Source organism: Streptomyces resistomycificus, assembly GCF_001514265.1.
Taxonomy (GTDB): domain Bacteria; phylum Actinomycetota; class Actinomycetes; order Streptomycetales; family Streptomycetaceae; genus Streptomyces; species Streptomyces resistomycificus.
The window spans coordinates 65,157-86,665 of sequence record NZ_KQ949002.1; the positions used below are offsets into that span (position 1 = coordinate 65,157).

General features: G+C 69.8%; 19 protein-coding genes and 1 pseudogene. 11 read left to right on the top strand and 9 right to left on the bottom strand.

Going from position 1 to position 21,509, the window contains the following annotated elements; translation table 11 throughout:
• The first annotated feature begins 130 nt into the window (after window positions 1–130).
• The 8 genes and pseudogenes from AQJ84_RS34290 (at window position 131) to AQJ84_RS34315 (ending at window position 8,116) form a co-directional block, all read left to right on the top strand.
• Entirely contained in the window at window positions 131–637 is a 507-nt protein-coding gene (locus AQJ84_RS34290; protein ID WP_225877308.1) for a hypothetical protein, read from the top strand.
• Window positions 634–1,317 carry a hypothetical protein gene (locus AQJ84_RS34295; RefSeq protein ID WP_030041898.1) on the top strand — a complete coding sequence of 228 codons (684 nt, stop codon included), beginning with the start codon at window positions 634–636 and terminating at the stop codon, window positions 1,315–1,317. The genes AQJ84_RS34290 and AQJ84_RS34295 overlap by 4 nt, the downstream gene beginning before the upstream one ends.
• Window positions 1,317–5,876: a putative T7SS-secreted protein gene (locus AQJ84_RS34300; protein WP_079022705.1), complete on the top strand. Its 4,560-nt coding sequence runs from the start codon at window positions 1,317–1,319 to the stop codon at window positions 5,874–5,876. The genes AQJ84_RS34295 and AQJ84_RS34300 overlap by 1 nt, the downstream gene beginning before the upstream one ends.
• Before the next feature lie 32 nt (window positions 5,877–5,908).
• On the top strand, window positions 5,909–6,196 hold the full coding sequence (locus AQJ84_RS43270) for a hypothetical protein (RefSeq protein WP_128092308.1): 288 nt from the start codon (window positions 5,909–5,911) through the stop codon (window positions 6,194–6,196).
• Window positions 6,197–6,504: 308 nt separating this feature from the next.
• The gene (locus AQJ84_RS34305; protein ID WP_225877305.1) at window positions 6,505–6,792 is read left to right on the top strand and encodes a hypothetical protein; all 288 of its coding nucleotides are present in this window, start codon (window positions 6,505–6,507) and stop codon (window positions 6,790–6,792) included.
• A 379-nt stretch (window positions 6,793–7,171) separates the two neighbouring features.
• Window positions 7,172–7,462, top strand: coding sequence for a hypothetical protein (locus AQJ84_RS41620; RefSeq protein WP_078632070.1), 291 nt, complete (start codon window positions 7,172–7,174; stop codon window positions 7,460–7,462).
• A 271-nt stretch (window positions 7,463–7,733) separates the two neighbouring features.
• Window positions 7,734–7,913, top strand: a pseudogene (locus AQJ84_RS34310) (Scr1 family TA system antitoxin-like transcriptional regulator); the annotation flags it as partial.
• Window positions 7,914–7,924: 11 nt separating this feature from the next.
• Window positions 7,925–8,116, top strand: a complete 192-nt coding sequence (locus tag AQJ84_RS34315; protein ID WP_030041893.1) for a hypothetical protein — start codon at window positions 7,925–7,927, stop codon at window positions 8,114–8,116.
• Between the two features lie 27 nt (window positions 8,117–8,143).
• Here AQJ84_RS34315 and AQJ84_RS34320 read toward each other — a convergent pair whose 3' ends face one another.
• Window positions 8,144–8,581 (bottom strand): hypothetical protein, encoded by a 438-nt coding sequence (locus AQJ84_RS34320; protein WP_059198894.1) that lies wholly within the window; start codon window positions 8,579–8,581, stop codon window positions 8,144–8,146.
• 141 nt (window positions 8,582–8,722) lie between these two features.
• Between AQJ84_RS34320 and AQJ84_RS34325 the strand changes: the two genes are divergently transcribed.
• Window positions 8,723–9,232: a SigE family RNA polymerase sigma factor gene (locus AQJ84_RS34325; protein ID WP_030045836.1), complete on the top strand. Its 510-nt coding sequence runs from the start codon at window positions 8,723–8,725 to the stop codon at window positions 9,230–9,232.
• 57 nt (window positions 9,233–9,289) lie between these two features.
• Window positions 9,290–10,552: a hypothetical protein gene (locus AQJ84_RS34330; protein WP_030045834.1), complete on the top strand. Its 1,263-nt coding sequence runs from the start codon at window positions 9,290–9,292 to the stop codon at window positions 10,550–10,552.
• Window positions 10,553–10,568: 16 nt separating this feature from the next.
• Here AQJ84_RS34330 and AQJ84_RS34335 read toward each other — a convergent pair whose 3' ends face one another.
• From AQJ84_RS34335 to AQJ84_RS34350, 4 genes are all read right to left on the bottom strand, one after another.
• On the bottom strand, window positions 10,569–11,954 hold the full coding sequence (locus AQJ84_RS34335; RefSeq protein ID WP_030045833.1) for an Nramp family divalent metal transporter: 1,386 nt from the start codon (window positions 11,952–11,954) through the stop codon (window positions 10,569–10,571).
• A gap of 173 nt (window positions 11,955–12,127) precedes the next feature.
• The gene (locus tag AQJ84_RS34340; RefSeq protein ID WP_030045832.1) at window positions 12,128–12,610 is read right to left on the bottom strand and encodes an ATP-binding protein; all 483 of its coding nucleotides are present in this window, start codon (window positions 12,608–12,610) and stop codon (window positions 12,128–12,130) included.
• 94 nt (window positions 12,611–12,704) lie between these two features.
• Window positions 12,705–13,595 (bottom strand): MEDS domain-containing protein, encoded by an 891-nt coding sequence (locus AQJ84_RS34345; RefSeq protein WP_053190430.1) that lies wholly within the window; start codon window positions 13,593–13,595, stop codon window positions 12,705–12,707.
• 545 nt (window positions 13,596–14,140) lie between these two features.
• On the bottom strand, window positions 14,141–16,627 hold the full coding sequence (locus AQJ84_RS34350) for an ATP-binding protein (RefSeq protein WP_059198895.1): 2,487 nt from the start codon (window positions 16,625–16,627) through the stop codon (window positions 14,141–14,143).
• 305 nt (window positions 16,628–16,932) lie between these two features.
• Here AQJ84_RS34350 and AQJ84_RS34355 point away from each other — a divergent pair, with 305 nt between their 5' ends.
• Window positions 16,933–18,273, top strand: a complete 1,341-nt coding sequence (locus tag AQJ84_RS34355; protein WP_030044092.1) for a M14 family metallopeptidase — start codon at window positions 16,933–16,935, stop codon at window positions 18,271–18,273.
• A gap of 69 nt (window positions 18,274–18,342) precedes the next feature.
• Here AQJ84_RS34355 and AQJ84_RS34360 read toward each other — a convergent pair whose 3' ends face one another.
• From AQJ84_RS34360 to AQJ84_RS34375, 4 genes are all read right to left on the bottom strand, one after another.
• Window positions 18,343–18,927, bottom strand: coding sequence for a hypothetical protein (locus AQJ84_RS34360; protein ID WP_030044093.1), 585 nt, complete (start codon window positions 18,925–18,927; stop codon window positions 18,343–18,345).
• Between the two features lie 265 nt (window positions 18,928–19,192).
• Entirely contained in the window at window positions 19,193–19,603 is a 411-nt protein-coding gene (locus AQJ84_RS34365) for a RidA family protein (protein ID WP_030044094.1), read from the bottom strand.
• On the bottom strand, window positions 19,600–20,364 hold the full coding sequence (locus AQJ84_RS34370; protein WP_030044095.1) for an IclR family transcriptional regulator: 765 nt from the start codon (window positions 20,362–20,364) through the stop codon (window positions 19,600–19,602). Before AQJ84_RS34370 ends, AQJ84_RS34365 begins: the two co-directional genes overlap by 4 nt.
• Window positions 20,361–21,506, bottom strand: coding sequence for a sugar kinase (locus AQJ84_RS34375; RefSeq protein ID WP_030044096.1), 1,146 nt, complete (start codon window positions 21,504–21,506; stop codon window positions 20,361–20,363). The genes AQJ84_RS34370 and AQJ84_RS34375 overlap by 4 nt, the downstream gene beginning before the upstream one ends.
• Window positions 21,507–21,509 lie beyond the last annotated feature (3 nt).

Here is a 21,509-nt window from a genome sequence, read left to right on the forward strand (position 1 = left end):
AACGCGGCACCGCGTGTCCGCGTTGCGACCCACAAGATCCCGATGTGAAGATCCCGCCGTGGCGGATCCCGGGGGAAGCGAATCGACGGCGGGGCAGGTACCCAGGTCCCGCCTGTCCGACTACGCCGAGATGACGGCTCCGGACGCAGGAGGCGAGAGTCGCCCACTGGCAGACCCTTCTCCGGTGGACCAGCCGCCGCCCCCTCACGTCCCCGCCGGGCCGTCCATCAGCGGCGGTCTCACTCCATCAGAGGCTGATGAAGTGGCGCACAGGCGAGGTGAGTTCGCGGCGCTGCTCGGTGAGTTTCGTCGTTCCGCCGTGCTCGTACCGGTCACCGAGGACGAGATTCCACTGACCGCAGACCAGGGCGGAATCCGTTGGATCTACGCCTTCTCCGACGAGTCGGCGTTGGCTCGCTTCGCCGTCGCAAGGGGTGAAGGCGGGCGGGAGTGGGCGTACCGCCGTGTCCTGGGAGCCCGCCTGTTGGATGCCGCGATCCCGGCGGCGGGTGTCCCGTGTGGGGTGGCCCTGGATGTGGGGAGCGAGCGTGACGGCGTGTTGTTTCCGCCGGTTGTGGGGGTGGTGCCGGATGCGGTGGCGGTGGATGCGCAGGTGAGTGAGGGGGAGTCCCGGTGAGTAAGGACGCGGGCGGGGGCGGCGGCGGGGATCTGCGGGCTGCAGGGCTCGGTGAGATCGCCAAGGGCATCACGCTGACCTTGGAGGAGCTCAGGGAGCTGGGCATCGACAGCCTCGCCGGAGTCGGGCGCGGATTCTCGGAACTGCAGTTGTCGGGGCTGAAGTTGGGGCATGGCGACCTGACGTCGGCCTACACGTCGTTCTGTGAGCGGTGGGAGTGGGGCGTGCGCGCGCTGGTTGCCGAGGGGAACAACTTCGCGGAGGGCGTGCAGCTTTCAGCCGGTACCTACTACGAGACGGACCAGTACGTCGAGGGCGCGATGAAGATCGTCGTCAACTCGGCGGCGGGCAACCCGTACGCCGGTGAGGACGAGATCGCGCGGATGAGCTGGGGAGAGCTGCGGCACAACCATCCGTACGCGAACCCGGACTTCAGTGCGGAGTCCTTCGAGCAGGCGCGGGAGAACAGCGGGCAGGGCTGGAAGGACGCCGGCCGGGACGTGATGACCTCGCAGACGCTCGGTCCGGTTCCGGGGCTGACGCCGGAGAACCTGCGCGGTGTGGCAGGGGTGGGTGACGGCGAGTACGAGCAGGGGCTCGACGAGTCGTTCGGGCCGTCTGCTGAAGAGCGGGGACAGGCAGCCGAAGAGGGTTCTGGGCAGGGCGGGCACGCCGGCTGATGGGGTTTGGTGACTTCGTCGATTCCGGCCTCGGCAAGCTGGAGGACGGTCTCGATGCGGGTAAGAAGCTCGTCGGCGAGGGTGTCGACCGGGGCGCGAACGCGGTAAGCGGGGGCCTGGACGGCATCGGCGCCCATGACTGGGCCGACGCCGTGGACGTCGTGGGCGACGCCGTCGCCTCCGACCTCGGTGCGACCCCGGGTGAGCAGCAGCTCGGCCAGACCGGGCAGCCCGTCCTGTTGGTCCATGGTGACTCGGTCGGTATCCGGAAGGCGGCCGGCCATCTGAGGGACTTCCGCACCGCGTTCGACACGGTGGGTCAGGGCATGCGGAAGCTGGACTCCTCGAGCTGGAAGGGCGCGGCTGCCGAGACCTTCCGCGAGAAGTTCGCCATGCACCCCACCAAGTGGCTGCACGCGGCGGACGCCTGCGACCGGGCGGCCACTGCCCTGTCGGCCTACGCGGACACCGTCGAGTGGGCGCAGGGCCAGGCCCTGGATGCCATCAACCTCTACAGAGCGGGCAAGGCCGCCGACGACAAAGCTGCCGTCAAACGCGCCCAGGAGATCCTCGACGAGGCGCGCCGCCAGCGCGACGCCGCCGCGGGCACGGCGGCCGTGTCGGTCCGTGCCGCTCTGGCCCACGCTCCCGCCGAGCCGCCCCCTCTCAAGCGGCTGAAGTCCAACTGGGACGACGGCCTCGGCGCTGTCGGGACCGAACTCACCCACGTCGTGGGCGGCGTGGCCAAGGGCACTGCGGGCCTGGTCAACTTCGCCCGCGGCCTGAATCCGACCGACCCCTACAACGTCACTCACCCGGCCGCCTTCGCTCAGAACGTCAGCATGACGCTGTCGGGGCTGGTGTCCTCGGCCGCGCATCCGGAGCGGGCGGTGACGTCGGCGTGGGAGGGGTTCAGGAAGGACCCGGCGGAGGGCCTTGGCCGGTTGCTGCCGGAAGCGGTGGGCACCAAGGGGTTGGGGCTGGGCAGGGGCGGGCTGCGGGCCATGGTGAAGGAGGGACTGGAAGAAGCGGCGGAACGGGGAGCCCGCAACGACGGGAAGGGGGGCGTCGAGAATCCCGCCACGGACACCGCGAGAACCCGCCCGGAAGAACACGACACCGCCCATCCCAGCGAACAGGTCAAGAAGGACCCCACGGACCCGGTGGACCTCACCACCGGCAAGATGTACCTGCCGCAGACGGACGTGACGCTGCCGGGCGCTCTCCCTCTCGTCTTCAAACGCCGTGTGGAGTCGGGTTGCCACCACGGCCGCTGGTTCGGCCCCTCCTGGACCTCGACGCTCGACCAGCGCCTGGAAGTCGACGCCGAAGGAGTCGTCTTCGTCACCGAGGACGGCCTGCTCCTCGCGTACCCGCACCCGGCGCCCGGCCTCCCCACTCTCCCGAGCCACGGCCCGCGATGGCCGCTGGACCGCGAGGACGGCGGCTACACGGTCACCGACCCCCAGACCCGCCGCGTCTGGCACTTCGCCGACCGCGGCGACGACCGCGCGGTCCTGGAACAGATCGACGACCGCAACGGCAACTGGATCACCTTCGAGTACGACAGCGAGGGCGTCCCGCTCGGCATCGTCTCCAGCGCCGGCTACGACGTCCGCGTCTCCACAGCGGAGGGCAGGGTCACGGCCCTCCACCTCGGTGCTGCCGACCAGGTGCTGATGCGCTACGGCTACACCGACGGTCATCTCACCGAGGTCGTCAACTCCTCGGGCCTTCCACTGCGTTTCTCGTATGACGAGGCCGGCCGCGTCACCTCCTGGACGGACACGAACGACCGCGGCTACACGTACGAGTACGACGACCAAGACCGTTGCGTCGCTGAGGGCGGCACACACGGGCACATGGCCCTGCACCTCTCCTACGGCGAGAGAGACCCGGACACCGGCTTACGCGTCACCACCGCGACCACTGCCGAAGGCCACACTCGCCGCTACTTCGTCAACGACGCCTGCCAAGTCGTCACCGAGGCCGACCCGCTGGGTGGGGAATCCCGCTTCGAACGCGACCGCTACAACCGCCTGCTGTCCCGAACCGACCCGCTCGGCCACCGGACCACGTTCCGCTACGACGAGACCGGCAACCTCCTCGCGCTGACTCGCCCCGACGGGCGCGAGGCGAGGGCCGAGTACAACGAACTCGGCCTGCCGGTCAAGGTGGTGAACCCGGACGGGACGGTCGTCCGCCAGACGTACGACGAACGCGGCAATCGCACGTCCGTGACCATCCCTTCCGGTCAGACCACCGGGTTCACCTACAACGAGGCGGGCCACCTGACCTCGGTGACCGACCCGCTGGGCCACACGACAACAGTCGTATGCGACCGCGCGGGGCTGCCCCTCCAGATCACGAACCCCCTCGGCGCGGTCACCAGCTACGAACGCGACGCATTCGGGCGCCCCACCGCGATCACGGACCCGACGGGCGCGGTGACCCGCCTGGAGTGGACGACCGAGGGCCACCTGTCCCGCCGCACGGCACCGGACGGCACAACCGAAACCTGGACGTACGACGGCGAGGGCAACTGCACCAGCCACACGGACCCGATGGGCGGCGTCTCGGCCTTCGAGTACACCCACTTCGACCTCCTGACGGCCCGCACAGGCCCAGACGGCGTCCGCTACGAGTTCGACCACGACCTGGAACTACGGCTCACGAAGGTCACCAACCCACAGGGCCTGACCTGGACCTACGACTACGACGCGGCCGGACGCCTGGCCAGGGAAACGGACTTCGACGACCGCACGCTCACCTACACCTACGACGCGGCAGACCGTCTCGCCTCCCGCACGAACGCACTCGGCGAGGTGATGACCTTCGAGCGCGACGAACTGGGCCGCGCCGTACGCAAGGACGCCGCCGGCCAGGTCACCACGTACGCGTACGACATGACCGACCAACTCGCCCAGGCGACGGGCCCGGACGGCACCACACTGACGCTGCTGCGAGACCGCTTCGGACGGGTCCGCTCGGAGACCGTCGACGGCCGCCAACTGACGTACACGTATGACGAGCTGAGCCGTCGAACGGGTCGTACGACGCCGACCGGCGCGACGACGACATGGTCGTACGACGCGGCCGGCCGCCGCACCGGGATGGTGGCGTCCGGCAGAGCCATCGACTTCACCTACGACGTCGCCGGCCGCGAACTCGCACGCCACATCGGAGACACGGTCACCCTTGAACACGACTTCGACGAACTCGGCCGCCTGACAACCCAGTCGGTGAGGGGCGCGGGTGACCACACGGTCCAGCACCGCACGTACACCTACCGCGCCGACGGCAGCCTGACCGGCATCGACGACCTTCTGTCCGGCACCCGCCGCTTCGACCTGGACGCGGTGGGGCGGGTGACGGCCGTGCACGCCGCGAACTGGACGGAAACGTACGCCTACGACTCCGCCGGCAACCAGACCTCGGCATCCTGGCCGTCGAGCCATCCCGGCGGGGAGGCAACAGGCACACGCGTATACGTGGGCACCCGTATCACCCATGCGGGCAGCGTCCGCTACGAACACGACGCCCTCGGCCGCATCACTCTGCGCCAGAAGACCCGCCTGTCCCGCAAACCCGACACCTGGCGCTACGAATGGGACACCGAGGACCGCCTCACCTCCGTGACAACCCCGGACGGCACCCGCTGGCGCTACACCTACGACCCCCTGGGCCGCCGCACGGCGAAACTCCGCCTGGCCGCCGACGGCGAACCCGTCGCTGAACAAGTGGACTTCACCTGGGACGGCACGACCCTGTGCGAACAGACCACCACGTCCCCCGACCTACCGAACCCGGTCACCCTCACCTGGGACCACCAGGGCCTACGCCCCATCACCCAGACCGAACGCATCACATCGGCCGAAGCCCCGCAGGCCGAAATCGACTCCCGCTTCTTCGCCATCGTCACCGACCTCATCGGCACGCCAAATGAACTCATCGACGAACAGGGCGAGATCGCCTGGCACACCCGCAGCACCCTGTGGGGCACCACCGCCTGGTCGGCCAACAGCAGCGCCTACACACCCCTACGCTTCCCAGGCCAGTACTACGACCCCGAAACCGGCCTCCACTACAACTACTTCCGCCACTACGACCCCGAAACCGCCCGCTACCTCACCCCCGACCCCCTCGGCCTCGCCCCCGCACCCAACCCCGCTACTTACGTCCACAATCCACAGGCGGCCACAGATCATCTGGGACTTGCTCCCGGTGACTGCCCACCTGATGTTCCTCAGCGAGAACCGTCTGACAAGAACGGACCCATTGCTGTAATCGGAAGACGACCGGATACTAAAGCTGCCCTCGACTGGGAGGGGCACGATGTTCTCAACATGCCCGACAAACTCTGGAGGGAGGAAATTAACGACACATGGGTGCAGAATATTATTGACAACCGAAGAGATGTCTACTTGGCATCCGACCCGATCCCAAAAAATCGGCTCAATAAAGCAGGACTGCCAAATGTCTTCGATCGCGAGTTGATTCAACTAGAAAAGGCTGGATATATCCAATCCGGACACTATCTACTCTCTCCGGAGAGTTAGCCGAACTTGCAAGTTTACGTAAGGGGTATCTCGTGGAACTAACACCGCGCGTCAAGCGGAGAATCGCAAGGGATTACGCCGAGAAGGACCGAAAAGCCGTCGAGGAAGTTCTAGTTGAGCTCATGGAAAGCCTGGAAGGGGGTGGCGGCGAGGAAAGGATCGTAGCGGCTGCCATTCTATTCAGTCATGGGCAAGTTGATAAACTTCTGACTGCCGTGGAGGTAGCCCTTGAAGACTGGCGAGATATTTTGATGATTTCGGGACTGCAGCACGGAGACTGGCCCGAACGTTTGGATTCAGAGTTCGGCACAGATTCCTGAGGGTGTCCCCATGCCTTTCGGTCCTCCGCCCGCCGACTTCGGGTTTCCCGTATCGCCTCCCTGGATCGCACCGACCTAGATCGAGCAGGGCCTGTTCGAGGCCAGGCCCGTGGTGACTGGCTCGCCTACTACGGCGTGCTCCCCGGGGTTCGGCTTTACTATCGGGCGGCGCGTGAAGACCTTGACAAGGAACCGGAGAAGAATCCTCGGCTGTTCTTCCGTGATCCCCATACACACGCCTGGCGGTGGGAGCTGTTCACCGACGTAGTCGGAAGGCGACCCGATGCAAGATTGGCGAGGAAGGATCAATGATGGGACTGACCCCTCGCATCAAACGGCGAATCGCCCAGGATTACACTGGCGAAGATCGACAAGCGGTCGAGGAAATTCTCCACGAGCTCGTAAACGATCTGACGGGAGGCGCCGAGGAAAGGATCGTAGCGGCTACCCTCATTCGTAGCCAGGCGAAGGTGGAGAGGTTCCTGCTTGCAGTGCAGATTGCCCGTGATGACTCGCGAGGCATCCTGATGAGTTCTGGGCTGGAGCATGAGGACTGGCGTGAACGCCTGGATGCAGAGTTCGGTACAGATTCCTGAGGGTGTCCCCATGTCTTTCGGTCCTCCGCCCGCCGACTTCGGGTCTCCCGTATCGCCTCCATAAATCGCACCGACTGAGATCGAGCAGGCACTGTTCGAGGCCAAGCCCCGTGGCACTGGCTCGCTTACTACGGCAAATGTGCCGGATGAGCTCTACAGTAGAAAGCTCGACTACGAGTGGGTGCAAAATGTCATCACCGATCGCAGGGATGTTTACGTAGCTTCTAATGCGACGCCCGACCGACAATCTATTCAACGAGGTCGGGTCACCGAGACCTTTCAAGCGTGAAATTGATCAACTTGAAAGCGCCGGATATGTTCGCGTGGGGGACTACCTACTCTCCCCCCATCAATAGCAGCAACAAGAAAAGGATCAACAGTGGAGCTGACCCCTCGCATCAAACGGCGAATCGCCCAGGATTACACCGGTGGAGATCGAGAAGCTGTCGAGGGAATCCTTTTCGAGGTAGTGAACGATTACGACCGGGGAGTTGATGGTTCGGAAAGGGTCGCAGCGGCCACACTTATTCACGGCCAGGGTAAAGTAGACAGGTTTTTGCTGGCGGCACAGATCGCCCGCGAGGACTTTCGAGATATTTTGATGGATTCCGGGCTGGAGCATGAAGACTGGCGCGAACGCCTGGATGCAGAGTTCGGTACAGATTCCTGAGGGTGTTCCTATGTCTTTCGGTCCTCCGCCCGCCGATTTCGGGCTTCCGGTATCGCCTCCCTGGATCGCCCCGACCGAGGTTGAGCAGGCCCTGTTCGAGGCCAAGGCCCGTGGTGACTGGACGCGGAGGGCCGCGCGGCGCCGGGTGTCGCAGGCCGTGGCGAGGTGGGGTTGGGTGTGGCGCGGGTGGCTGTCGTAGGCGATCAGGCGGAGGGTGGAGCAGCGGTAGTGGAGGGAGAGGTAGAAGTCGGGGGTCTCCGTGAACTGGGCTGCGGAAGGAGCGGTCCCGCAGCTCGACACCGCCCAGATCGACAACTCCCATGGGCCGGAATTTCTGGGCGAGCGGGCGCAGTTGGACAAGTACCGTGCCCATCTGGACTGGATGGAGCGCATCGCCCTGTCTCCTGAGGACTCGCGCGACTTCATCCGGGGCATCGCCAACAGTCTTTGAGGAGGACCCCGATGGAAGAGATCACGTGGGAAGAACCCTTCTGCGGCGAGGGAGCGAGCTGTTTCCGCCTCGGCACCGACCTCGACGGCAACGCCTACATCGCCATATCCGGCTCCGAGGACTCCTACCTCACCGACTCCCGCGAAGCGCTCCGCACGATGATCCTCGACATCAAGGCGGGTAAGGCGGACCATCTCCTCTGACCCCGCCTGTCCCGGGCCGGGTCGGGCCTACCCCATCGGCCGGTAGTACCCCAGCACCGCCGCCAGTTGCCCGAACCACTCCCCCAGCCGCTCCCTCGGCCTCGCGTCCACCACGCACTCGTACATCTGGCCGTCGAGGTGGATGACGGCCATCATCAGGGCCTTGCCCGAGGGGCTCGCCTTGTAGTGGACGCTGCGGACCTCAGGCCAGGGGAACTCCGCGTCGTAGCCGTTGACCTCGAAGGCGACGCCGGACGCGTCGACGACGATGGAGTTGTGGCGGTCGACCGCCATGAACTCCGGGCCGGCGGTGGCGGGGGCCGGGTGGGGCGGGGTCGGGGCGTAGCCGTACTGCGAGGGCGGTGGGCCGAAGCCCGGGGGTGCCGACGGTGGGGGCGGGGGCTGGTTACCGTACGGCGGCTGGTTGCCGTGCGGCGGCTGGTCGCCGTACGCCGCGTGGTTCATGGTCGGTCCGCTCCTCGCGCCGCGCTGGGTGTTCGCTCGCAACCTACCCGGCGAGCCGCCCGGAAGCCGCTGTGAAACATTTCCGGGGGCCCACCGCGTCAATGAGGTGAGGCGGAGCGACAACGCGGGGCAGGGGAGCACATGAGGCAGGTTCTGGCGGATCAGTACGCGGAGTTCGCGGCGGCGCGCGCCGCGCACCTGTACCGGTCCGCCTGTCTGCTCACCGCCGGGGACACGCACCTCGCCGAGGATCTGGTGCAGGAGACCCTCGGGCGGCTCTACATCAGCTGGCACCGGGTGACCCGGGTCGGCAACCCCGCCGGGTACGCGCAGACCGTCCTGACCCGGACCTTCCTCACGCACCAGCGGCGTCGCAGCAGTACCGAGCGGGCCATGGACGTGCTGCCCGACCGGGCCGACGGTGCCGACGGCGACGTCTCGCTGCGGCTGACGCTCCTGGAGGCGCTGGCCCGGCTGCCCGCGAAGGACCGGGCGGTGGTCGTCCTGCGGTACTGGGAGGACCGGTCCGTCGAGGAGACCGCCGACGTGATGAACGCCAGCTCCGCCGCCGTACGGACCCGCTGCACCCGCGCCCTCGGCCGGCTGCGCCAACTGCTGGGCGAGGACCTCGCCGAGTACGTCAGCTCCTGACCACGGACCCCGCCCGGGGCTTCCACACCTTCGACCACGCCGGAACGGTGGTTTGCCATGCCCGTTGACCAGCACAGTGACCCTTTCGAGGACCGGCTCGGCGCCGCACTGCGTCAGACCGGCGACACCTTCGCCCCGGACGGTGCCGCGCTCGCCGCCGCCGGGCGGGCGCGCGGACGCCGGCTGCGGCTGCGCCGCCGGGCCGCCGTCGTGAGCGGGGCGGCGAGCCTCGCGCTCGTCGGCGCGGGCGCGGCGCTCGTGCTGCCCGGCGACGACTCCGCTGAGGCGGGACGCAGTTCCGTGGCCTCCGGGCCGACCGTCGGGTCGAGTCCGACGCCCACCGCCCAGGCGCTGTCCCGGACCGAGATGATCAGTACGCTCCGCACACTGCTTCCCGAGGGTCAGATCAGCGGCGGGGACGCGCGCGGCACGAACGAGGACCTGCCGCCGTACGCACAGGTCGTGTTCGACGACGGCAAGGGCGCCGGGAGCATCTCGCTGGGTCTCGACCGGATCGAGCCGGGCAGCGACCGGGCCCGTGAGGTCGCCGAGTGCCCGGACAAGACGCTGACGTCGTACGACAGTTGCACCTCGACCAGGCTGCCGGACGGCTCGCTGATCAAGATCTTCCGGGGGTACGAGTATCCCGACCGGCGCGAGGACACCAAGCTGTGGACCGCCGACCTCATCACGCCCGCCGGACAGTACGTCACGGTGAGCGAGTGGAACGCCGCCGCCGAGAAGGGCGCGCCGGTCAGCCGGCCCAACCCGCCGCTGTCCGAGGCGCAGTTGGAGAAGCTGGTGTCGGCCGAGGTGTGGCGTCAGGCCGTCGACGCGATGCCCGAGGACGCCGCGAAGACGGAGTCCTCGGCGCCCGTGACCGGTCCGGTCGCCGTCGACGGCGACACCATCGGGCAGACCCTCGCCGGTCTGCTGCCCAAGGGCGTCGAGGTGGTCTCCAAGGGGGGCCAGGACACCGAGTACGCCTATCTCGTCGTCGACGACGGGAAGGGCAGGAGCCTGGTCCAGATCAACGTCCAGCCCGACATGCGGGACGTCGCACACCAGCTCTTCGGCGCCGGCTCCGAGATCCGGCCCGACGGCACCCTGGTGGCCGTCCGGCAGGGGCTCGGCGAGAAGTCAGGCGCGGGGGTCGTCATGTTGACCGCCGACACGATGAGGACGAACGGCATGCGGGTCGTCGTCAGCGCCTTCAACACCGGCGACCAGAACAGCGACGCGACCCGCGCGACCCCCGCCCTCACGGTCGGACAGCTGAAGGAGATCGCCCTCAGCCCGAAGTGGGAGCGGATCGCCTAGCCTCCTCCCCCCGGTCTCAGAAGAAGTCCGCCCACGGCTGGTCCCAGATCTGCTTCACGCACAGCACCAGGAAGAGCAGGCCCGCGACGGCCAGCATGGCGTTGCTCAGCGGGCCGTTGCGCCACTCCCGCGGGGTGCGGGAGGTGTTCAGCAGCCACAGCAGCGTGCCGGCCAGGAACGGGAGGAAGGCGGCGCCGAGCACGCCGTAGAGGATGATGAGGCGGAACGGCTGGCCCTGGAAGATCAGCACGATCGGCGGGAAGGTCAGCCAGAGCAGGTACGCGCGGAAGGGCCACGAGCGCTCCCGCTCGCCGGACGCGACCTTCTCGCCCGAGGCGGCCTCCTCACCGGCAACCGACCGGGCCGCCGACTCCGACCCCGATGCCGATGCCGCCCTGTCCGCGCGGAAGCGGGCCACGAAGTCCGCGAACATCAGGCTCACGCCGTGCCAGACGCCGATCAGGGAGGTGAAGGAGGTGGCGAAGAAACCGATCAGGAAGAACTTGGCGGTCGCCGTCCCGTACTCGTCCTCCAGGATGTCGCTGAGCTGGATCAGACCCTTGTCGCCGCTCGCGATGGCGACATTGGCAGAGTGGAGGAGCTCCGCTCCCACGAAGAGCATCGAGACGACGAAGATGCCCGTGGTGGCGTACGCGACCCGGTTGTCGAGCCGCATGACCTTCATCCAGCCGGTGTTGGTCCAGCCCTTGGCGTTGACCCAGTAGCCGTACGCGGCCAGCGTGATCGTGCCGCCGACGCCGCCGATCAGGCCGAGGGTGTTGAGGACGGAGTCCTTCTCGTCGGGCAGGACCGGGAGGAGGCCGGCGAAGGCGTCGCCCAGGTTCGGGGTGACGCGGATCGCCAGATAGACCGTGACGACGAACATGACGCCCACCAGGACCGTCATGACCTTCTCGAAGACCGCGTACTTGTTGAACCAGACGAAGACCAGGCCGACCAGTCCGCACGCGATGGCCCACCACTTGAGGTCCATCACGTCCGGGAACAGCGCCTGCAGGGGCAGCGCGCTCGACGACATCGCCGCCGCGCCGTAGACGAAGCCCCAGATCACGACGTAGACGACGAAGAACCACGTCGTCCAGCGGCCGAGGCTCGCCCAGCCGTCGAAGAGGGTGCGGCCGGTGGAGAGGTGGTAGCGGCCGGCCGCCTCGGCGAGGGAGATCTTGACCAGGCAGCCGATGACGGCGGCCCACAGGAGGGTGTAGCCGAAGTTGCTGCCGGCGATGAGCGTGGCGACCAGGTCACCTGCGCCGACGCCGGTCGCGGCGACGACGATTCCCGGGCCGATGTACTTCCAACTGGATTTTCGGGGCGTGGAGATCGGGCCGCCCGACGAGTTCGGTGACTCGTTGCTCTTCGTGTTTCCCGTGGTGTCCGCCATGAGGGTCAAGAAAGCCCAAAGCCGCCGGTGGGACAAGAGGGCCTGCGCGGATCTTCACTCGATGTGCCTACCCGGGAGGCGAGGTGACGGGGCCCGTCGGCTGGGCGTGCCGGCGGGCCCCGGGCTGTGGTTCCGGAGCGTGGGTTCGGTGTGATCCGGAACTGGCGGGTGCGCTACGGCTGTCGCCGACCGCAGCCGTCCGACCCGCACGTGCCGAGCTCGAACCAGACGGTCTTGCCCGGCCCGTCCTGGTGGCAGCCCCAGCGCCTGGCGAGCGCATCCACCAGGAACATTCCTCGTCCGCTCTCCGAGGCGCCCGCGGCGAGCACCTGGGGAGTGCGGCGGCCGAAGTCCGCGACCTCGCAGCGCAGCACTCCGTGGGCGGCGGTCAGGGTGAGACGGAAGCGGCTCGCGGAGTGCAGCAGGGCGTTCGTCGCCAGTTCGCTGACCAGGAGCTCCGCCACGTCCAGTACCTCCTCCCGGTCCGCCAGACCCCATCCTTCCAACTGCCTGCGGACCTCGGCGCGGGCCTCGCGGACGGCGGACGGGCGGGGGTCGTACTCGACGCTCAGATGGCCGGCTCCCAGCGGAGGCTGGGGGTAGGTGCCGGTTCCGGGGTCGGGGTCCGGGAGGGCTCCCCCGGAGAGTCGCAGCATGCTGTCAGGGTGCCCTCCCCGGGCTGCCGGGACACGGGGAGGACTACCCGATTCCGTACCTGTACGGCTGGTACGGCTACGGCTGCTGCCGGAGTCACGCGTACTGCAGGCGCACCGTCGATCCGGTGCCGGCGTCACGGATGTCGACGTACGCGCACACCTGGCGGGCGAACCACAGCCCCTGGGCGGGTTCGAGCTCGCCGGTGGGTGGTGGCACGAAGCCCACGAGAGGGTCGTCGACGCGGCGGGCGGTGCGCAGTTCGCAGACGCAGGACGGGGCCTCGCCCCACAGCAGGGTGGCGGTGACCGGGCCGAGGGTGGCCGCCGCCGCGGTGACCGACTCGGCGAACAGCTCGGCGTCGGCGACGGCCAGCCCCCGCGCCCGGGCCCGCTGCCGTACCGGCTCGGCGTCCGGCCGCGCCAGGAGCTCCGCGCCGGGCGGGGGCGGTGGCAGGGGTACGGCGTCCAGCTCGGCCGCGATGCGTGCGGGGTCCTCGTAGACGCCGGTGCCGGGGTGGGTGCGGCGGACCGCGTCGACGACGGCGGAGCCGGCGGTACGGGTGTCGTAGGCGCACAGCGCGGTGGTGGTGAACGGGGCGAAGAGCAGGTTGGCGAGGGCCTCGTAGCGGATCCACTCGGCGGTCTCGCGTGGGGAGCGGCCGGCGCGGCCGTTCCACACGGGCTCCATGAGGAGGTGGACGCGACCGCCGGGGCCGGCGTGCGCTTCGAGATAGCCGGCGCCCTGTGCCACCGCGTTGGCTGCGGATCCGGTGTACCAGTCGGTGTGCGGGATGAGGCCGACGTGCTTGGCGTCGTCGCCGAGGGCGTCGTGCAGGAGGTCCAGCTTGTCCGGGGCGACGATGGCCACGGGCGGGGGTTCGCCCGGTGCGGTCAGGCCCTCGGCGAGGAAGGGGAGGGCGGCGGCGAGGAAGTCGTCGTCGGCGCCGAAGGCTGCCATGCGGTGGTCGAAGGCGGTGTGGGGCATGGGGGTCCCTGATGGTCGGTGGGTTGGGGGGCGGGGCGGTATGGCCAGGGGGTCGGTGGGTCGGTGGGGACGGCGGCTCGGTGGCGCCAGTAGGTCGTTGGGGCCAGTAGGTCGCTGGGGCCAATGGGTCGCTGGGGCCAGTAGGTCGCTGGGGCTAGTAGGTCGGCAGTGGCAAGTGGGGCGGCGGTCGGTGGGGGTGTCTGCGGCCGGGTGGGGGAACGGCGTCGACGGAGCGGAGCGGGGCCGGCTCCGGGGCGGGTTCCGGTGGCCGGGGCGCGGTGGCCCGTAGCCGGGGCGCACTGACCCGTGGCCGGGGCGCAGTGGCCCGTAGCCGGGGCGCACTGACCCGTAGCCGGGGCGCAGTGGCCCGTAGCCGGGGCGCACTGACCCGTAGCCGGGGCGCAGTGGCCCGTAGCCGGGGCGCACTGACCCGTAGCCGGGGCGCGGTGGCCCGTAGCCGGTGTGCGGTGCCCGGTGCCGGTCCAGGGCTGCGGCTTCGGCCCACGGCCGGCGCCTCGGTCTCGGCTCCCGCTTCGGCGTGGCGGTCAGCGTTGGGCCGTTACCCAGGCGGCGATCTGGCTGCGGTTGTTGAGGCCGAGTTTGCTGAGGATGCGTTCCACATGGCCTTCGGCGGTTCGGCGGGCGATCACCAGGCGGTCGGCGATCTGCTGGTTGGCGAGGCCTTCGGCGACCAGTTCGGCGACCTGGGCCTCTCGGCGGGTGAGGCGGATCTCTGCCGGGTCCGGCAACAAGGGGGTGACGGGCGGACGTTCGGGGAGGCCGGGTTCCTGGAGGGCGCAGCCGACGATCTCGGCGAGGGCGAGCCCGGCGCCGCGGTCGTAGGCATGGACGAAGGCGGGCCGGCCGATCGCCTCCAGGGCGCGCTGTTCGCTGTCCCGGCGGGTGGTGCACAGGGCCTGCGAGCCCCAGCGGTTGCGGTCGACGGCGGCCCAGACCCGGTCGGCGCCGCCGAGCAGGACGGCCGCGCGTTCGTGGGCGCCGACGTGGGAGGCGATAAGCGCTGCCAGGTCGAGGGTGAGAGCGATGCCGGTGACGTCGTGGACGGCGAGTTTGAGGCGGAGGGCCTCGCGGGCGTGCCGTTCGGCGCACGGCCAGTCCTGCTTCACGGTGTGGGCGAGGGCGAGCATCCGCAGGACGTAGGAGCGCACCCACTGCTCGCCGTGCTCCTCGCAGAGCCGCAGGGCCTTCTCGCACACCTCTACGGCACGGTCGGCCCGGCCCAGGAAGCCGAGGGCGCAGGCCAGTTCGACCTGGTCGAGGCCGACCAGGCTGAGGTGCTGACCGGGGACGCGGCCCCGGGAGACGCAGGCCTCGAAGTGGGCCAGCGCGGCGGGCAGGTCGTCGGCGAAGAGCCGGATGACACCGATGACGTAGTCCGCGTGGGCGGCCTCGGCAGCGTCACCGAGACGCTGGGCCAACGCCCGGGCGTCCTCGGCCATCCGGCGCCCCCGGGTGAGGTCCTCGGGGCAGCCGGCGAGCAGCCCGGCGCTCCACAGGCCGCGGGCCCGCTCACGGGTCGGCTCGGGGTTGGCGTCGAGGGCGCGGTCGAGCCAGTAACGCCCCTCGCGGGGCGCTCCGCAGGCGTGCCAGTAGAACCAGAGGGTCCCCGCGAGCCGAAGCCCGGCAAGACGGTCCTCCGGCGCCGAGGCCCCCTGACCGGACTCACCGGACCCGCCGGACTCACCGCCCGGCCCGAGCGGCCCCACGGAGGGCGCCACGGACAGCGCGAGCGTATCCGCACCCTTCACGCCCCCGCCCCCGCCCTCGCCCCCGCCTCCGCCTCCGCCCCCACTCCCCTCCGCAAGGCTGAAGTCCAGTGCCGCTCGCAGGTTGTCCTGGTCCGCCCGCAGGCGGGCGACGATCTCGCGTTGGCCCGGGCCGAACCACGCTTGTTCGCAGGCGGTGGCGAGGGTCTGCATGCGGTCGCGGTGGCGGCGGCGGGTGGCGGGTTCCTCGCCCGGGGTCTGTCTCAGGGTGTCCAGGCCGTAGTGGCGGAGGGTCTCCAGGAGGCGGAAGCGGACGCCGTCGGGACCGGGATCGCGGCACAGGACGGACTTGTCGACCAGGCCGGCGACGGCTTCGAGGACGTCGTACGAGCGGATGCGACGGCCGTCGGCGCAGACCGCCTCGGCCGTCTCCAGGTCGAAGCCGCCGGCGCAGACCGACAGCCGGGCCCACACCAGCCGCTCCCGCTCGGTGCACAGTTCGTGGCTCCAGTCGACGGCGGCGCGCAGCGTCTGGTGGCGGGGCAGGGCGGCGGGGCTGCCGGTGGCGAGGAGGCGGTAGCGGTCGTCGAGGCGTTCCAGGAGCTGCTCCACGCCGAGGACCCGCATCCGGACGGCGGCGAGTTCGATGGCGAGCGGCAGGCCGTCCAGGTGGCGGCACAGACGGGCCACGGCGGCCCGGTTGCCGGCGGTGAGACGGAAGCCGGGGGCGACGGCGGCGGCCCGGTCCGCGAAGAGGGCGAGGGACGGGTAGCCGTAGGCGGCGGAGAGGTCGCCGTCGGGGTCTGGGACGGGCAGTGGCCGTACGTCCAGGAGGTGTTCCTCGGTGAGGCCGAGGCGGTGGCGGCTGGTGGCGAGGACGCGGACGCCGGTGGTGCCGTGCAGCAGGGCGGCGGTGAGCCCGGCGCAGGCGGGCAGCAGATGCTCGCAGTTGTCGACGACGAGCAGCAGGCGCCGGTCCCGTACGTGTTCGACGAGGGCGTCCAGTGGTGGCCGGTCGGAGTGGTCGTGCAGGCCGAGGGCGTCGGCGGCGGCGAGGGGAACGAGCGCCGGGTCGTCGAGGCCCGCCAGGTGCACGAACCGTACGCCGTCCGGGAAGGCGCGTTCGACGCGGGCCGCGATGCGCGCGGCGAGCCGGGTCTTGCCGACACCGCCGGGCCCGGTGAGGGTGACCAGGCGTGCCCGGGCCAACAGCTCGCGGCCGTCGGCCTGTTCGCGGCGCCGGTCGACGAAGCTGGTCGTCTCGACCGGCAGGTGACAGTCCCGTCGTGGCGCTGATCCGCCCATGATCAGCCAGTCCTCTGGGGGTGTGTGGGTGACTCACCTTGTCCCCGGATCCGGCATATATGCACGCGCCCGTCACACCCACGAGTGCACTTCGCGCGCGACCGCACCAGCGGGTACCGACGCGCGTACACTGCGCGGCCTTTCAGAGGGACAGTTCACGCCACCACGCCTCCGCCGGTCTTGACCTGCTCATGCCATGCGCAGACGATGAGCGGCACAGCCGCACTTGTTCGTCGCTGAACCACCCCCCGCTCCACTCCCCGCCTCCGGAGATCCCGGAAGCCCTGGAGAACCTAGGAGACTTCATGCGACTTCGCATTCGCGCCTCGGGCGCCCGAGGCGGCAGACGGTACGCCGCGCTCGCCGCCCTGCTCGCCGTCGCCCTCGCGGCCCCGCTCTCCGCGAACGCCGACAGCGGCGCGAAACCGGCCGCGTCGGCGGACGACATCCGCCAGTACGAGGTGCACATGCACTCGGACTCCAAGTCCCGTACGGCACTTCAGCAGTCCGGCGTGAGCGTGGACGACGCCGACGACCACTCGGTCTTCATCTCCGGTCGCGCGGACCAGGTCAAGAAGCTGAAGAAGCTCGGCTACGACGTCACACCGCTCGGCGCGGTGCCGGACCGGTCGAACGGCGAGGGGGACGTACGGCTCCTCGACTTCCCGTCGGCGGACTCGCGGTACCACAACTACGCCGAGATGAACGCGGAGATCGACACCCGCCTGTCGGCGTACCCGAACATCATGAGCAAGCGCGTGATCGGGAAGTCGTACCAGGGACGGGACATCGTCGCGATCAAGATCAGCGACAACGTCGCGAGCGACGAGTCCGAGCCCGAGGTGCTGTTCACGCACCACCAGCACGCCCGTGAGCACCTCACCGTCGAGATGGCGCTCTACCTGTTGCGCGAACTCGGCGCCGGCTACGGCTCCGACTCGCGTGTCACCAGCATGGTGAACAACCGCGAGATCTGGATCGTGCCGGACCTCAACCCGGACGGCGGCGAGTACGACATCGCGACCGGGTCCTACCGTTCGTGGCGCAAGAACCGGCAGCCCAACAGCGGTTCCTCGTACGTCGGTACGGACATGAACCGGAACTGGAACTACCGGTGGGGCTGCTGCGGCGGGTCGTCCGGGTCGACGTCCTCCGAGACCTACCGGGGTTCGGCTCCCGAGTCGGCGCCCGAGGTCAAGGTCGTCGCGGACTTCGTGCGCAGCCGGGTGGTCGGCGGCGTGCAGCAGATCAAGGCGGGCGTCGACTTCCACACGTACAGCGAGCTGGTGCTGTGGCCGTTCGGGTACACCACCGCCAACACCACGACCGGGATGACGGCGGACGACCGCAACGCGTTCGCGGCCGTCGGACAGAAGATGGCGGCCAGCAACGGCTACACGCCGGAGCAGTCCAGCGACCTGTACATCACCGACGGGTCGATCGACGACTGGCTGTGGGGCAACCAGAAGATCTTCGGGTACACCTTCGAGATGTATCCCTCGTCCTCCGCGGGCGGAGGGTTCTACCCGCCCGACGAGGTGATCGAGCGGGAGACGTCCCGGAACCGGGACGCGGTGTTGCAGCTCCTGGAGAACGCGGACTGCATGTACCGGTCCATCGGCAAGGAGGCCCAGTACTGCGGCTAGCGGTCGTCGAGCCGCGGGTCGTGGGGAGCCGTGGGGCCGGCGCGGCCGGTCCCACGGCTCCCCGCGTCCCTACGCGGCGTCGTCCTCGGCGGCCTTGTCGCCCTCTTCGCCCTCTTCGAAGTAGGCGTCCAGGACCGCGTCCAGCTGCTCGTCCCACTCCGTGAACTTCGCCCTGGACGCCGCCTCGATCTCGATCGGGTACCAGCGGCGGTCGGGAGTGTGCACCGTGATGGTGAACCTCTTGCCGAACCGCGGGGACTCGGTCTCGACCGCGCCGATCTCGTCCCAGCGGAACTCGCACTGCTGGTCGTCGAGGGCGAGTCGTACGCCCTTGTGGTCGGCGACGATCCGGGCCCGGCGGTCGGAGGCCTCGAAGACGGGGCCGTCGGGAGCCTCCTCGTCGTCGGCCTCGTCGGCGCCTTCGGGTCCGCCGGGCTGCGCGGAGGAGGGCTCGCCGGACGTCTCGGCCTCGCCCGACGCCGTGTGCTCGGCGTCGTCGGCCTCCTCGACCCGTTCGTCCTGCTCCGCCTTGGCGTCCTCAGGCCCGTCGTCCGCCTTCGCGCCGGACCCGGGTGACGTGAGCCCGGGGATGAATGCCGGGTCGAATCCGGCGCCTTCCAGGGGCTGGCTGCTCGAACCTATGCGCTGCTCCACAGCGGGCAGTATGGTCGAAGATCCTGTGTCGGGCACAGTCGGCCCCAACTTCGTTATCAGACGCCTACACGGCGTCTGCCCCGTGCCTGCCGTGCGCCCGCCCCGTGCCTGCGGGAACAGGCCGGATACCGCCACCGCGAACCCCGCCACTGATGCGGGTCGAGGGTGATCCCCCCGGGAGGCACAGCCGGGCAGGGGGATCGCGGCGCGGTGCCCCGGAGGAAACCGTGCCGTTCACGGCGTGCGGGAAAGGCGAGAGGCGGCGTCAGCCGAGTACGGCGAGCGCGTCGATCTCGACGAGGAGCCCGGCGGGCAGGCCGACGTAGACCGTCGTGCGGGCGGCCGGGGGCGCGTTGAGGGCCTGCTCCTCGAAGTAGGCGTCGTACACGGCGTTCATCTCGGCGAAGTGGTCCACGTCGGTGAGGTAGACGCGGATCATCATCACGTCGTCCCAGCTCGCGCCGCCCTCCTCCAGGATCGCCTTGACGTTGGCGAGGGTCTGGAGGGTCTGCTCGCGCAGGGTGGGTCCGGCGGGCGTGGGCGGCCGGCCCTCCTCGGCGGGCAGGAAGCCGACCTGGCCGGCGACCTGGAGGATGTTGCCCTTGCGCACGCCGTGCGAGAACCTCGCGGGCGGGGTGGTGTGGGTCTTCGGGGTGAGCGCGGTCTTCTCTGTCATGAGGTGGCTTCCTTGACGGGTGTCTTGCCGGAGTACTCACCGCTGATCGCGTCCGCGGTACGGCGGACCAGCGGCAGCAGGGTGAGGAGTTCCTCGGCGGTGACGACGACGTTCGGCGCGGACACCGACATCGCGGCGACGACCCGGCCGTCGGCACCGCGGACGGGCGCGGCGACGCAGTTGATGGACTCCTCGTGGCCACCGAGGTCGGTGGCCCAGCCCTGTTCGCGCACCTTGTCCAGCTCCCGCAGGAACGCGGGGCCGTTGGGCGTCGAACGGGCCGTGTACATGGGGTAGTCGAGCTTGTCGGCGAGGGCCCGGCGCTCGGGTTCGGGCAGGTCGGCCAGGAGGAGCTTGGCGACGGCCGCGACGGTGATGGCGACGGGCTTGCCGATGCGCGAGTACATCCGCACCGGGTAGCGGCTCTCCACCTTGTCGATGTAGAGGACCTCGTCGTCCTCGAGGACGGCGAGGTGGACGGTGTGTCCGCACTGCTCGTTGAGGCGTACGAGGTGGGGGTGGCCGATCTCGCGGATGTCGAGGTTCTCCATCGCCTCCTGGGCCAGCGCGATGAGCCGGGCGCCGAGGCGGTAGCGCTGGTCGGACTGGCGGTAGACCATGCCGTGTTCGTGGAGTGTCCGCAACAGGCGCAGGGCCGTGGACTTGTGGACGCCCAGGCGCTCGGCGACCTGCCCGAGGTCGGCGGGGCCCTCGGCGAGCAGCGGCAGGATGCTCAGCGCGCGGTCGACGGTCTGGCTCATGGCGTACGTACCTCCTCCTCGGCCCGCTGTTCGGCCTGTGTCCAGCCGGGGCCGAGTCGCAGTCTCCCCCACGCGTCGTCGTCCAGGGCGGCGAGGCGGTCGGCGTGGTCGCGGGCGGGGGGTGCGGCGAGGTCGCCGGGGGTGGTCAGGGCGGCGGCGGCCCAGAGGTGGCCGTGCCGGAGGCGGTCCGGAAGGGGCAGTGCGCGCAGGGTGGCGGAGAGGAAGCCGGCGGCGAAGGCGTCGCCGGCACCGACGGTGGCGACCACGTCCACGTCGAGGGCCGGCACGAAGGCTCCGGCCGGGCCGGGCGGCTGCGGGGAGTGCGGGCGCGGGGAGAGCGACTGCGGGGAGGGCGGCCGCTGGGAGAGCGGGTGTGGTGAGGGTGACTGCGAGGAGGGCGGGTGTTCGAACGCGGTCGCCCCCCGCGCCCCCTCCTTCACCACCAGGACGGACGGTTCGGGGAGCAGTTCCCTGATCGGCCCCGGCCCGCCCGTCACGCCCCAGGTCTCCGCGGCCTCGTCCTCCCCGACGAAGACGATGTCGGCCCCGCGGGCCAGCTCCAGCAGGACCCGCGGCCCGTCGGCGGATCGCCACAGACCGGCGCGGTGGTTGATGTCGAAGGAGACGAGCGGGCGGTCGGTACCGCGGGTGGTCAGGTCGCGCAGCAGGGTCAGGCAGTCGTCGGACAGGGCGGCCGTGATGCCGGACAGGTGCAGGATCCGTCCCGCCCGTGCCGCTGCCACGTCCACGCTGTCCACCGCCATCGCGGAGGCCGCCGACCCGGCCCGGTAGTACGCAACCTCGTGGGCGTCGGTGGCCCGGTCACCCGCCGTACGGAAGTACACGCCGGTCGGCCGCACGGGATCCCGGCGTACGGCGGAGACGTCGACGCCGTACGCGCCGATCGCCTCGACGAGGTGGTCGCCGAACCCGTCGGCGCCGACCCGGCCTACCCACCGCACCCGGTGACCGGCGGCGGCCAGCGCGCACACCACGTTGGACTCGGCGCCCCCGATGCCCCGCTCGAAGGACGGGACGTCGGCGAGGCGGCCCGGCCGGGAGGGCAGGAAGGTGACCATGGACTCGCCGAGCGCGACGACGTCCACGACGTCGGGGGCGTTGCGGGGTCCCGTGACGGTCACGAT